Genomic DNA, 12,579 nt, shown 5'->3' with positions numbered 1-12,579 from the left:
GCGGGGTTGGCTACAGCAGGCTCTTGAGCTTCAGCAGGTCGCGGAAGCCCGCTTCCAGGCGGATGCGGCCCGAGGCCCAGGCCTTGGGGAACTTCAGGTCGCCGGCGACCAGGGAGACCAGGTCGTCGCCGGTCATCGCCAGCCGGATCTCGGCCTTGGAGGCCGGCGGGCCCGGTGCCACCGCGTCCACGCGGATCCGGCCTCCGTCCAGGCGGCCCGTGAAGGTCCGGTCCAGGTCGGTGATGTGGCAGCTCAGCGAGCGGTCGAGCGCGGTCGCACCGCGCACGTCGCCTTCGGCCCGCGCCAGGTTGTCGGAGAGTTGGTCGAGTGCCGCACGGCACTCCTCGATCGTAGCCATCGTGATCCCGACCGTACCGCAGAGCCGTGCGCGGTCGCGGGCGCCCTACGCGGTAGCGTCGGGGGCATGAGCGAAGAAGTGCCCGATGCGGTCCAGGAGCCGGACGAAGCCCCGGACGTGCCCGCCGGGCCGGCCGCGCTGGGCCTCGTACGGACTCCCACCGGGCACGCCGGAGCGGACGCCGCGCTGGAGCGGCTGGCGGACGTGGACCACCTCCCGGCGGACGGACACGTCGAGGTGTACGAGGATGTGCACAGGGGGCTCCGCTCCGCGCTGACCGCGCTGGACGCGACCGAGGGCCCCCGTCGTTACGAAAACAGGAGCTGAACCGATCGTGGCAGGAGTGGCACGCCGCCGCCTGGACGCCGAACTGGTACGCCGCAGCATGGCCCGCTCCCGGGAGCACGCCGCGCAGCTGATCGCCGCCGGCCGGGTGACCGTGGGCGGCAACACGGCGACGAAGCCGGCCACCCAGGTCGAGACCAGCGCGGCCCTCGTCGTCCTCAAGGACGACAGCGACCCCGACTACGTCTCCCGGGGCGGCCACAAGCTCGCTGGGGCGCTCGCGGCCTTCCGGCCCCAGGGGCTGCGCGTCGAGGGCCGCCGGGCGCTGGACGCGGGCGCCTCGACCGGAGGGTTCACCGACGTGCTGCTGCGCGCCGGGGTGGAGCACGTGATGGCCGTGGACGTCGGCTACGGGCAGCTCGCCTGGTCCCTGCAGAGCGACGACCGGGTCACCGTCAAGGACCGTACGAACGTGCGCGAACTGACGGTGGAGCTGATCGACGGGGTGCCCGTGGACCTGGTCGTCGGTGATCTGTCCTTCATCTCGATCGGTCTGGTGCTGCCCGCGCTCGTACGCTGCTGCGCGCCCGACGCGGATCTGGTGCTGATGGTCAAGCCGCAGTTCGAGGTCGGCAAGGACCGCCTCGGCAGCGGTGGCGTGGTACGCAGTACGGAGCTGCGCGCCGAGGCCGTGCGGGACGTCGCGGCGCAGGCCTGGAAGCTGGGCCTGGGCGTGCTCGGGGTGACCGCGAGCCCGCTCCCGGGCCCCTCGGGCAACGTCGAGTATTTTCTGTGGCTGCGGGCGGGGGCACCGGCACTCGACCCGGCGGATGTCGATCGTGCAGTGGCGGAGGGGCCGCAGTGAGTGATCTTTCGGGGGACCCGGCACAGTCGGGGAACGCAGGGGAGCCGGGGGAGCCGGGGAAGCGGACCGTCTTCCTGCTCGCGCACACCGGGCGGCCGGCGGCCATCCGCAGCGCCGAGCTGGTGGTGCAGGGTCTGCTGCGCAGCGGGCTGGGCGTACGGGTGCTGCGGCACGAGGCGGTGGACCTGCCGCTGCCGCCCGAGGTGGAGCTGGTGGCGGAGTCCGAGTGCACCCCGGAGGTGCTCGACGGGTGCGAGCTGCTGATCGTGCTCGGCGGTGACGGGACGCTGCTGCGCGGCGCGGAGTTCGCGCGCGGCTCCGGGGTGCCGATGCTCGGCGTCAACCTGGGCCGGGTGGGCTTCCTCGCGGAGGCGGAACGGGACGACCTGGACAAGGTCGTGGACCGGGTCGTGACGCGGGAGTACGAGGTTGAGGAGCGGATGACCCTCGACGTGATCGTGCGGACCAACGGGGACGTGGTGCACCGGGACTGGGCGCTGAACGAGGCGGCCGTCCAGAAGGTGTCCCCGGAGCGGATGCTCGAGGTGGTCCTGGAGATCGACGGGCGCCCGGTGTCCGGCTTCGGCTGCGACGGGATCGTCTGCGCGACCCCGACGGGCTCGACGGCGTACGCCTTCTCGGCCGGCGGGCCGGTGGTCTGGCCGGAGGTGGAGGCGCTGCTGATGGTGCCGATCAGCGCGCACGCGCTGTTCGCGAAGCCGCTGGTGACCTCGCCGGACTCGGTCCTGGCCGTGGAGGTGCAGACCGGGACCCCGCACGGGGTGCTGTGGTGCGACGGGCGGCGGACGGTGGAGCTGCCGGCCGGGGCCCGTGTGGAGGTCCGGCGGGGCACGGTGCCGGTGCGGCTCGCCCGGCTGCACCACGCGTCGTTCACGGACCGGCTCGTCGCGAAGTTCGCGCTGCCGGTGTCGGGATGGCGCGGAGCGCCGCACTAGCGGGGTCGACGCCGGTACTGGCGGGGTCACCACCGGTCCGATAGACCGCGCGTACGTAAATAGCATGACTGTTCGAGCTGGTTCGGGCTGGTGACGTCACATGGCACCCATGAAACCTCGGTATCGTCGTCCCGTGCTTGAGGAGATGCGGATACGGTCGCTCGGGGTCATCGACGACGCTGTGGTCGAGCTGTCACCCGGTTTCACCGCGGTGACCGGCGAGACCGGCGCGGGCAAGACCATGGTCGTCACCAGCCTCGGGCTGCTGCTCGGCGGGCGGGCCGACCCCGCACTGGTGCGGATCGGGGCCAAGGCGGCGGTCGTCGAAGGGCGCATCGTCATGCGCCCGGACGCCCCCGCCGCGCTGCGCGCCGAGGAGGCCGGAGCCGAGCTCGACGACGGCGCCCTGCTGATCAGCCGGACCGTTTCCGCCGAGGGCCGCTCGCGCGCCCACGTCGGCGGCCGCTCCGTGCCCGTCGGGCTGCTCGCCGAGCTCGCCGACGACCTCGTCGCCGTCCACGGCCAGACCGACCAGCAGGGCCTGCTCCGGCCGGCCCGGCAGCGCCAGGCCCTCGACCGGTACGCGGGCGACGCCGTCGCCGTCCCGCTGGAGAAGTACGCCGCCGCCCACCGCAGGCTGCGCGCCGTCGCCGGAGAGCTGGAGGAGATCACCACCCGGGCCCGGGAACGCGCCCAGGAAGCCGATCTGCTGCGCTTCGGGCTCGACGAGATCGCCGCCGTGGAACCGCTCTCGGGCGAGGACACCGAGCTGGCGGCGGAGGCGGAGCGCCTCGGGCACGCCGAATCCCTGTCCTCGGCCGCCCAGGTCGCCCACGCGGCCCTCGCCGGCAACGTCGAGGACCCCGAGGGCGTCGACGCGGGCGCGCTCGTCGCCGGGGCGCACCGCGCGCTGGAATCCGTACGCTCCCACGACCCGGCGCTCGGCGCGCTCGCCGAGCGGATCGGGGAACTGGGCATCCTGCTCGCGGACGTGGCCGGGGAACTCGCCGGGTACGCGGACGACCTGGACGCCGATCCGCTGCGGCTGGCGGCCGTGGAGGAGCGGCGGGCGGCACTGACCCAGCTGATCCGGAAGTACGGATCCGAGTACGGATCCACCCGGAACGGCGTGGACTCCGTCCTGGAGTGGGCCGAACGGGGCTCCGTACGGCTGCTGGAGCTGGACGGCGACGACGAGCGGATCGATGAACTGACCGCGGAGCGCGACGGGCTGCGCCTGGAACTCTCCTCGCTGGCCCAGGCGTTGACCGACGCGCGGAACGAGGCGGCGACCCGCTTCGCGTCCGCCGTCACCGAGGAGCTGGCCTCCCTGGCGATGCCGCACGCACGGGTCACCATCGACGTCCGGCAGACCGAGGACCCCGAAGGGGTCGAGGTCGGCGGCCGGCTCGTCGCGTACGGGCCCTCCGGCGTCGACGAGGTCGAACTGCTGCTGGCCCCGCACCCCGGCGCCCAGCCGCGGCCGATCGCCAAGGGCGCCTCGGGCGGTGAGCTGTCCCGGGTGATGCTCGCCGTCGAGGTCGTCTTCGCGGGCTCCGACCCGGTGCCGACGTACCTCTTCGACGAGGTCGACGCGGGCGTCGGCGGCAAGGCGGCCGTCGAGGTCGGGCGGCGGCTCGCGAAACTGGCCAAGTCGGCGCAGGTGGTCGTCGTCACGCACCTGCCGCAGGTGGCGGCCTTCGCGGACCGGCAGCTGCTGGTCGAGAAGACCAACGACGGGTCCGTGACCCGCAGTGGCGTCACCGTCCTGGAGGGCGAGGCCCGGATCCGCGAGCTGTCGCGGATGCTGGCCGGCCACGAGGACTCGGCGTCGGCGCGGGCGCACGCGGAAGAACTGCTCGCGGCGGCCCGGGAGCCGGAGTAGGTCCGGGTCCCGATCCGGTCCGGTCTCGGTCCTGTCCCGGCGTCGGGCGTCGTGTCGTCAGCAGGCTGACGGTCGGCTAGCCCGTGTGGGTGAGGATCCGGGGGGTGTGGCGGTATCTCTTACGGGATCCGCACCCGTATGGTCCCGGAACGCGCGTGCGGACTGGCATTCTGAGCGACGTCCCTGACTTCCTCCCTCACCCTGGAGCTTCGGCCCGTGAGCAGCTCCCCGGTACCCGTCCCCGTCCTTCGCACCGTCCAGGTCCTCGGCGGCGCGAGCGGTGGTGCGCACGTGCGGTCGCTGGCCACCGGGCTCGCCGCCCGCGGCGTACGGGTCACCGTGTGCGGGCCCGTCGAGACCGAGGGGGAGTACGACTTCACCGGCGCCGGGGCGCGGTTCACCCCGGACGCGGTGAGCGCGCTGCGGGCCGCGTGCGTCGAGGCCGACGTGGTGCACGCGCACGGGCTGCGGGCCGGCATGCGCGCGGCGCTGGCCCTGCGCGGGCGGCGGGTCCCCCTGGTCGTCAGCTGGCACGGCGGCGGCCCCGGCGGCGGCCGCCTGAGCCTGCTGCTCGAACGGCACGTCGCGCGGGCCGCGGCGATCGTCCTCGGCGCCTCCTCGGCGCAGGTGGACCTGGCGCGGCTGCGGGGGGCGCGGGACGCGCGGCTGGCGGCGGTCGCGGTGGCGGCGCCGGCGGCTGCCGCCGAGCCCTCCGGTGCCTCGGATGCTCCGGACCACGGGAAGGTGCGGGCGGAACTCGGCGCCGTCGAGCGGCCGTTGCTGATCGCGGTCGGGAGCCTGGTGCCGCGGCGCGGGTACTCCGTCCTGCTGGACGCGGCGCGGGAGTGGCGGAACCTGGACCCGATGCCGCTGCTGGTCATCGCGGGAGAGGGCCCGATGCGGGCGGAGCTCGCGCGGCGCATCCAGTCGGAGCAGCTGCCGGTGCGGCTGCTCGGGCAGCGGCGCGACGCCGCGCGGCTGCTCGCGGCGGCCGATGTCGCGGTGCTGCCCAGCCGGTGGGAGGCGCGGTCGCCGCTCGCGCAGGAGGCTCTGCGGACGGGTGTGCCGTTGGTGGCCACGGCGGTGGGCGGGGTGCCGGAGCTGGTCGGGGCGGCGGGGGTGCTCGTGCCTTACGGGGACGCGGGGGCGCTGGCCGCTGCGGTGGCCGGGCTGCTGGCGGATCCCGCGCGGCGGGGGGAGCTGGTGGCTGCGGGGCGGGCCCAGGCCCTGACGTGGCCGTCGGAGGACGACACGGTGGCGCAGGTCCTGTCGGTGTACGACGAGCTGACCTCGCGCCGACGCTAGCCCTCCGGGCGCGGCGGGTCCCGGTCCCCGGGTCGCCTCAAGCGCCGGCGGGGCTGGGGCTTTCCTGTGCGCGGGTTGGCTGCGGGTGGTGGGCCGGTGCCGGGGGCGGGGTGGGGTGTTGGCCTGGACTGCATGATTTAGGCGCCCTGTGTCCAACGTTCGATAGTTGTGGCTTCTTTGTGCGCCACAAATCACGCTTTACGTCCCGGCCAACACCCCACCCCGCCCCCGTCCCCGGCCCTGGCCCCGCAGCCCCCGACTCCGGCCGGGGGGACAGTTCAGTCCCAGCTCGGGGCATTCGGTCCCGGCCGGGGTTTGGTTTTTTCAGCCCGTCCGGCGTTTGAGGACCGGTCCGGGCAGCGCCCGGGGAACGGTGGAAGGGCGGGTAGGGGACTTCGCCCCGCAGGGCCCACCCGCACCCGCCCACCGGGGCCCGCGCCAGGCGGCGGTGGCGGCAACACCGCCGGCCGGAGGCTGGCGCAGCGGGGCGAAGCCCGCGCAGCGGTGCGAGCTCCGCGTCAAGAAGGTGTGGGAATCGTGTGGCGGCGGGCTCGGAGGGCCAGGCTCAGGGAGAGGACCGTTTCCGGGTCGTCCAGGTCCGCGCCCAGGAGCTCCGAGATGCGCGCCAGGCGGTTGTACAGGGTCTGGCGGTTCAGGTGGAGCTCGCGCGCGGTCTCCGCCTTGCGGCCCGCGTGGGCCAGGTACGTCTCCAGGGTGGGCAGGAGCGGCGGGCGGGAGACCGTGTCGTGGACGCGCAGGGCGCCGATCGCGCGGTCCACGAAGGCCGCCAGGTCGGGGTGTTCGCGCAGGCGCCACAGGAGCAGGTCGATGTCCAGGCGGCGGGCGTCGTACCAGGGGCGTTCGGGGAGTCCGTGCGCGGCCGTGGCGGTCTCGGCGGCGTGCCGCAGGCCCGCCGAGACCGTCGCCCAGCCGCCGCAGACGCCGACGACCACCGCCGGCGCGGCCCCCGCACGGTCCAGGCCCGCCCGCTCCACGCCGGCCCGCAGCGCCGCCGCGACCCGGTCGGACACCGTCGTGCGCTCGGTGTCGGAGCGCAGGGAGACCAGGAGGGGGACGCGGCCTTCCACCGGGCGGACGCCGAGGAGGACCGGGACGCCGACGGAGGCGAGTTCCTCCAGGACGGCCCGGGCCAGGACCGCCCAGTTGCCGGAAGGGGCCAGGTCCGAGGAGAGTCGCATGACGATGGGCAGGAGCGGGCCGGGGCCCGGCTTGAAGCCCAGGACGCGGGCCTGGGCGGGGGCGTCCTCCGCCGAGATCCGCCCCTCGGCGAGGTCCGTGAGGAAATCGCCGCGGCCGCGCGCCGCCAGCTCGTCCTCCTGCCGGGCCTGCATCAGGACGACGGCCAGTACGCCGGCGGTCCGCTCCGCCGCCATCCGGTGCACGGGCAGCAGCGGCGCGGACACCCCCAGCAGGACCAGCCGGGCCCGTACCGAGCCCGTACCGCGGCCGCCGCCCGGGACGTCGACCACCACGGCGTTGCCGGACGGCTCCGGATCACGCTGGCCCCGTAGGCCCTCCCAGACCTGGAGCGGGTCCGCCGCGGCCTCGCCTGAGACCGGGCCCGCCGCGTACAGCAACTGGCCGTCGGGGGTTTCCAGGAAGACCGGGTTCGCGGTGAAGTCCGCGAGGATGTGCAGGACTTGGGGGATCCCGCCGCCGTCGAGCAGGGCTTCCGTACAGCGCCGGTGGACTTCCTCGGCCCGCTGGAGCAGCGCGTAGTGCCCGTTGACGATCTCGGTGTGCACCTCCTCCGTGACGGTCACGAAGGGGACCTCCCGGTGGAGCTGGACGAGGGGGAGGCCGACCGCGCGGGCCGTTTCCACGAGGGTGGAGGGGAGGCGGCTGAAGCGGGGGCCCAGTTCGACGACCAGTGCGGCGATGCCCCGGTCCGCGAGGCGGCGTACGAAGGCGCGCTGCTCGGCGGGGCGGGTGCCGAGGCCGAGGCCGGTGGTCAGCAGCAGCTCGCCGCCCTTGAGCAGGGAGGCGATGTTGGGGACCTCGCCCGCGTGCACCCAGCGCACGGTCCGGCCGAGCCGGTCGGCGCAGGCCACGACCTCGGGAAGTCCGCTGCGCAGCCCCGGCAGCTCAAGTGCCCGCTGAACCGTGATCCCGCCCTGATTGTCCATATGGCGGACGCTACCGGGGCTCTTGTTCCGTGCACATCACCGGGCGGTTACGGGGTCCCATGTACCCCCGTCCGGCCCGACAACTCGTCGCCCCTGCAAGGGGATTATCGGACCGCATGCCGATTGTGGCGTACGTCACGCAGGGCGAGAGTGAGCGCCCTCACGACAGGAACGAGGAGCCATGAGCACGGACAGCAGCACCGGCGGCGGCGCACCCCAGGTCCAGCGGCTGAAAGCCAATTCCGTGGGCCTGGTCGGTGTCGTCTTCATGGCCGTCGCCACCGCCGCTCCCATCACCGCGATGACCGGCAACCTGCCCATCGCCGTCGGCTTCGGCAACGGCATCGGCGCCCCCGCCGGGTACCTCTTCGCGACCGCCGTCCTGACCGTCTTCGCCGTCGGCTACGTCGCCATGGCCAAGCGGATCACCGCCGCCGGCGCCTTCTACGGGTACATCTCGCACGGCCTCGGCCGGATCGCCGGCATGGCCTCCGGCATGCTCGCGGTCCTGGCCTACATCGTCTTCGAGGCCTCGATCGTCGGCGTCTTCTCCTACTTCACCAAGACCACCGTCCACGACCAGCTCGGCGTGGACCTGCCCTGGATCGTCTACGCGGCCGGCATGCTCGCGATCACCGCCGCCCTCGCACACTTCGACATCAACCTCACGGCCAAGGCGCTGGGCGTGATGCTGATCGCCGAGATCGCCGTCCTGTTCGCCGTCGCCACCGCCGTGCTCATCGCGGGCGGCGGCCCGGACGGCATCCCTGTCGAACCCCTCAACCCGAAGAACGCCTTCACCGGCGCCTCCGCCGGGCTCGGCCTCTTCTTCGCCTTCTGGTCCTGGGTCGGCTTCGAATCCACCGCCATGTACGGGGAGGAGTCCCGGAACCCGAAGAAGGTCATCCCCAAGGCCACCCTGATCTCCGTCGTCGGCGTCGGCCTCTTCTACATCTACGTCTCCTGGATGACCATCGCGGGCAACGGCCTCACCAAGTCCGTGGAGCTCTCCGCCTCCGCGAGCCCGCTCGACCTGTTCTTCGCCCCCACCCAGACCTTCATCGGCGCCTGGGCCGTCGACGCCTTCCAGTGGCTGCTGCTCACCGGCTCCTTCGCCTGCGGCATGGCCTTCCACCAGTGCGCCGCCCGCTACCTCTACGCCATCGGCCGCGAGGGCTTCCTCCACCCGGGCCTGGGCCGTACGCACGCCAAGCACGGCTCCCCGTACATCTCCTCCATGGTGCAGACGGCCATCGCCACGGGCCTGGTCGCGCTGTTCTGGCTGACCGGGCAGGACCCGTACATCCACCTGTACACGCTCCTCGCGATCCTCGGCACCATGGCGATCCTCATCGTCCAGACCCTGTGCTCCTTCGCGGTGATCGGCTACTTCCGCAAGAACCACCCCGAGGACCGGCACTGGTTCCGCACCTTCACGGCCCCGCTGATCGGCGGCGTCGCCATGGCCGCCGTGGTGGTTCTCCTGCTGGTCAACATGAAGACGGCGGCCGGGCTCGCCGCCGACTCGTTCTTCTTCACCCTGATCCCGTGGATCGTCGGGGTCGTCTTCTTCGGCGGGCTGGGGCTGGGCCTGTGGCTGAAGTTCAAGGCCCCGGACCGCTACGAGATCATCGGCCGCGTCGTCCTGGAGGACGCCGCCGAGCGCACCGACGAGCCCGCCGACGAGTCCGCCCCCTCCGCTGCGAACGTCTGAGAAGGAGCCACCGCAATGGCCCGTACGCCACTCATGCACGCGCTCCGCCGGCTCGCCGCCGAACACGCCGCCGCCCGGCAGCTCGGCCTGCCCGTCGCCGAGGTGCGCGGCTCCAGCCGCCGCCAGCTCCTGGGACGGGCCGCCGCCCTCGGCCTCGGCGCCGCCGTGGCCTCCGCCGCGGTCCCCCCGGCGGGCGCCCACGCGGTGGAAGCCGCCATCGAGAAGAAGCCCGTCGCCCCGGCCCGCGTCGCCATCGTGGGCGCCGGCATCTCCGGGCTGACCGCCGCCATCACCCTCAAGGACGCGGGCGTCCCCTTCACCCTCTACGAGGCCAACCCGAGCCGCGTCGGCGGCCGGATGTGGACCCAGCGCTCCCTGTGGGCCTACGGGCAGACCTCCGAGATCGGCGGCGAGCTGATCGACACCAGCCACAAGAAGATCCTGGAGCTCTGCCGCCGCTTCGGCCTTCCCGTCGAGGACTTCCTCGGCGGCGGCCCCAACGGAGCGGAGGAGGTGCTCTGGTTCAACGGCACCTACTACCCGCGCGACCAGGCCGACGAGGACTTCAACGCCGTCCACCAGGCCCTGCGCCGCGACCTCCAGGAGTCCGGCGAGGTCTCCTGGAACTCCTCCACCCCCGCGGGCACCGCCCTCGACAACATGACTCTGTACCAGTGGATCGAGACCCGGATCCCCGGCGGCCACGGCTCACAGCTGGGCCGCTTCATCGACGTGGCGTACAACGTCGAGTACGGGGCCGACACCCAGCAGCAGTCCGCCCTCGCGCTGGTCCTGCTGATGGGCTACCAGACCAACCCGGGCCACTTCAACGTCTGGGGCCTGTCCAACGAGCGCTACCACATCACCGGCGGCAACGACCAGCTGCCGAACGCCATCGGCCAGGCCCTGCCCGCCGGTTCGACCGTCATGGGCCGGGAGCTGGTGGCCGTACGCGTCGCCGCCGACGGCACCCAGACCCTGACCTTCAACGACGCGGGCGCCACCCGGACGGTCGTCGCCGACCACACCATCCTGTGCCTGCCGCTGCCGGTCCTCCAGCGGATCGACATCACCGGAGCCGGCTTCGACCCGCTGATGAAGAACCTGCTGAGCGACGCCCGCATGGGCTACTGCACCAAGCTCAACATGCAGTTCACCAGCCGTCCCTGGCGCGGCACCGGCCCCTGGCCCGGGGTCTCGGCCGGCGACTGCTTCACCGACAGCGAGGTCCAGCAGACCTGGGACACCACCAAGGTCCAGCCGGGCAACGGGGGCATCCTGCTCCAGTACGGCGGCGGCACCCTGGCCGGCGCGCTCACGCCGGCGACCGCCTTCGCCACCGACTCCGATCCCTACGTACGCACCCTCGCGGGCCGGATGCTCACCGGGATCGACGCCTTCTTCCCCGGCACCAAGGCCGCCTGGACCGGGAAGGCGCAGCTGTCGGCGTGGCACCGCAACCCCTACGCGCTGGGCGCCTACTCGTACTGGCCGACCGGCTACCTGCACAAGTACGCCAAGTACGAGGGCACCGCACAGGGCCGGATCCACATCGGCGGCGAGCACTGCAGCTACGACTTCCAGGGGTTCATGGAAGGCGGGGCGACCGAGGGGGAGCGGGCGGCGAAGGAGGTGATCACCGCCCTCACGTAAGCCTCGGGCGGTCAGCCTCAGGCGGGCTGGATGTTGTGGTTGAAGCGGAAGACGTTGTCCGGGTCGTACTCCCGCTTCAGCCGGCCCAGCCGCCGCATGTTCTCGGGTCCGAGGCCGGCCACCACCCGGTCGCCGCCCTCGTCCCCGGTGAAGTTGAGGTAGACCGCGCCGGTGCTCCACGGCTGGACGTCGGCGCGGACGTCCTTGACCCACTGGCGGCAGCGGTCGTCGTCGGCCGGGTCCTCCCAGGCGCCGAACGGGTGCACCGCCCAGGGCGCGTCGCGGAAGGACACCGGATAGTCGGCGGGCCCCTCGGCGATCGCCCCGCCCTGGGGCCACACCACGTGCTGGGTGCCGCTCGGCACCGGCATGGAGTCCGCGCGGGCGCAGAACACGTCCACGAAGGCGTCGGGCACCCCGGTCAGGTACTCCGCCGACCAGTAGTTCCGCAGTCCCGGCGGATCGTCGAGCATGCACTGGAGGTCCGCGTAGGGGAGGGCGGTCACCATCTCCAACTCGTGCGGGATCGCCAGCAGCGGGGCGACGAGCCGCCGCAGTTCCTCCTCGGGACCCGCGTAGGTGACCAGCGCGCCCGCCAGCAGCGCGCCGACCAGGTGCGGCGGGACGAACTCCTCGGGCGGCCCGGTCAGGTAGATGGCGCCGCCGCCGGCCTCGCGCGGCCCGCCTTCCATGAGGTCCCGGTACGTACGGACCATCTCGGGCCCGTGCTCCGGCAGGTACAGCAGGAACGCGAGGGACATGACCGGCAGTTCGTGCAGCCGCAGGGTCAGGGAGGTCGCGATGCCGAAGTTCCCGCCGCCGCCGTGCAGCCCCCAGAACAGCTCGGGGTGGTCCTCCGCGGTCGCCGTCACCATCTCCCCGGCGGCCGTGACCAGGTCCACGGCGAGCAGATTGTCCACCGCCAGGCCGAACGTGCGGTCCAGCCACCCGGTGCCGCCGCCCAGGACGAAGCCGCCGACCCCGGTGGTGGAGACGCGGCCGCCGGTGGTCGCCAGCCCGTACCGTTCGCAGGCCCGGTCCAGATGGCTCATCGTGGCGCCGCCCTCGACGCGCACGGAGGAGGCCCCGGGATGGACCGTCACCGCCGACATCCGCCGCAGGTCCACGACCAGGCCGCCGTCGTTCAGGGACATCCCGGACACGCTGTGTCCGCCGCCGCGCACCGCTATCGGCAGGTCGAGCCGCCGTGCGAAGCGCACGGCGGTCACCACGTCCACCGGGCTCTCGCACTGCGCGATGACGGCCGGCCGGCGGTCGATCATCCCGTTGTAGACGGTGCGGGCCTCGTCGTACCCCGGATCCTCCGGAACCAGGACGGCGCCGGACAGGTCCTCGCGGAGCTCGGCGAGTGCCGTGCCCGCCTTCGAGAGGGGAGCCATGGCTACCCCCT

Annotated in this window: 10 protein-coding genes; 7 read left to right on the top strand and 3 right to left on the bottom strand. The window is 73.2% G+C overall.

The window, feature by feature from the left end:
* Positions 1-10: 10 nt before the first annotated feature.
* Positions 11-358, bottom strand: a complete 348-nt coding sequence (locus OG435_RS11880) for an SCP2 sterol-binding domain-containing protein (RefSeq protein WP_266876795.1) — start codon at positions 356-358, stop codon at positions 11-13.
* A gap of 66 nt (positions 359-424) precedes the next feature.
* Between OG435_RS11880 and OG435_RS11875 the strand changes: the two genes are divergently transcribed.
* From OG435_RS11875 to OG435_RS11855, 5 genes are all read left to right on the top strand, one after another.
* On the top strand, positions 425-685 hold the full coding sequence (locus OG435_RS11875; protein ID WP_266876794.1) for a hypothetical protein: 261 nt from the start codon (positions 425-427) through the stop codon (positions 683-685).
* Positions 686-692: 7 nt separating this feature from the next.
* Complete coding sequence (locus OG435_RS11870; RefSeq protein ID WP_266876793.1) at positions 693-1,508, top strand: TlyA family RNA methyltransferase; 816 nt, start codon at positions 693-695, stop codon at positions 1,506-1,508.
* Positions 1,505-2,464, top strand: a complete 960-nt coding sequence (locus tag OG435_RS11865) for an NAD kinase (RefSeq protein WP_266876792.1) — start codon at positions 1,505-1,507, stop codon at positions 2,462-2,464. Before OG435_RS11870 ends, OG435_RS11865 begins: the two co-directional genes overlap by 4 nt.
* A gap of 109 nt (positions 2,465-2,573) precedes the next feature.
* The gene (gene recN, locus OG435_RS11860; protein WP_430625614.1) at positions 2,574-4,349 is read left to right on the top strand and encodes a DNA repair protein RecN; all 1,776 of its coding nucleotides are present in this window, start codon (positions 2,574-2,576) and stop codon (positions 4,347-4,349) included.
* A 216-nt stretch (positions 4,350-4,565) separates the two neighbouring features.
* Complete coding sequence (locus OG435_RS11855) at positions 4,566-5,654, top strand: glycosyltransferase family 4 protein (RefSeq protein ID WP_266876791.1); 1,089 nt, start codon at positions 4,566-4,568, stop codon at positions 5,652-5,654.
* 518 nt (positions 5,655-6,172) lie between these two features.
* Here the strand turns inward: OG435_RS11855 and OG435_RS11850 are convergent.
* A complete protein-coding gene (locus OG435_RS11850; protein ID WP_266876790.1) occupies positions 6,173-7,801 on the bottom strand; it encodes a PucR family transcriptional regulator in 1,629 nt (542 codons plus the stop codon).
* A gap of 181 nt (positions 7,802-7,982) precedes the next feature.
* On the opposite strand from OG435_RS11850, the gene OG435_RS11845 reads away from it, so the two are divergent.
* Positions 7,983-9,515 (top strand): APC family permease, encoded by a 1,533-nt coding sequence (locus OG435_RS11845; RefSeq protein WP_266876789.1) that lies wholly within the window; start codon positions 7,983-7,985, stop codon positions 9,513-9,515.
* Positions 9,516-9,530: 15 nt separating this feature from the next.
* The gene (locus OG435_RS11840) at positions 9,531-11,168 is read left to right on the top strand and encodes a flavin monoamine oxidase family protein (protein ID WP_266876788.1); all 1,638 of its coding nucleotides are present in this window, start codon (positions 9,531-9,533) and stop codon (positions 11,166-11,168) included.
* Between the two features lie 17 nt (positions 11,169-11,185).
* Here the strand turns inward: OG435_RS11840 and OG435_RS11835 are convergent, their stop codons facing one another.
* Positions 11,186-12,568, bottom strand: coding sequence for an FAD-binding oxidoreductase (locus OG435_RS11835; RefSeq protein ID WP_266876786.1), 1,383 nt, complete (start codon positions 12,566-12,568; stop codon positions 11,186-11,188).
* Positions 12,569-12,579: the final 11 nt, after the last annotated feature.

The organism is Streptomyces sp. NBC_01264 (assembly GCF_026340675.1).
Lineage (GTDB): Bacteria > Actinomycetota > Actinomycetes > Streptomycetales > Streptomycetaceae > Streptomyces.
This window is presented reverse-complemented; position numbering and strand designations above follow the sequence as displayed.

Coding starts and splice junctions, on each gene's coding strand:
- OG435_RS11850 (WP_266876790.1), bottom strand. CDS start 7,801: ATGGACAATCAGGGCGGGATCACGGTTCAGCGGGCACTTGAGCTGCCG.
- OG435_RS11875 (WP_266876794.1), top strand. CDS start 425: ATGAGCGAAGAAGTGCCCGATGCGGTCCAGGAGCCGGACGAAGCCCCG.
- OG435_RS11845 (WP_266876789.1), top strand. CDS start 7,983: ATGAGCACGGACAGCAGCACCGGCGGCGGCGCACCCCAGGTCCAGCGG.
- OG435_RS11840 (WP_266876788.1), top strand. CDS start 9,531: ATGGCCCGTACGCCACTCATGCACGCGCTCCGCCGGCTCGCCGCCGAA.
- OG435_RS11835 (WP_266876786.1), bottom strand. CDS start 12,568: ATGGCTCCCCTCTCGAAGGCGGGCACGGCACTCGCCGAGCTCCGCGAG.
- OG435_RS11880 (WP_266876795.1), bottom strand. CDS start 358: ATGGCTACGATCGAGGAGTGCCGTGCGGCACTCGACCAACTCTCCGAC.
- recN (WP_430625614.1), top strand. CDS start 2,574: ATGAAACCTCGGTATCGTCGTCCCGTGCTTGAGGAGATGCGGATACGG.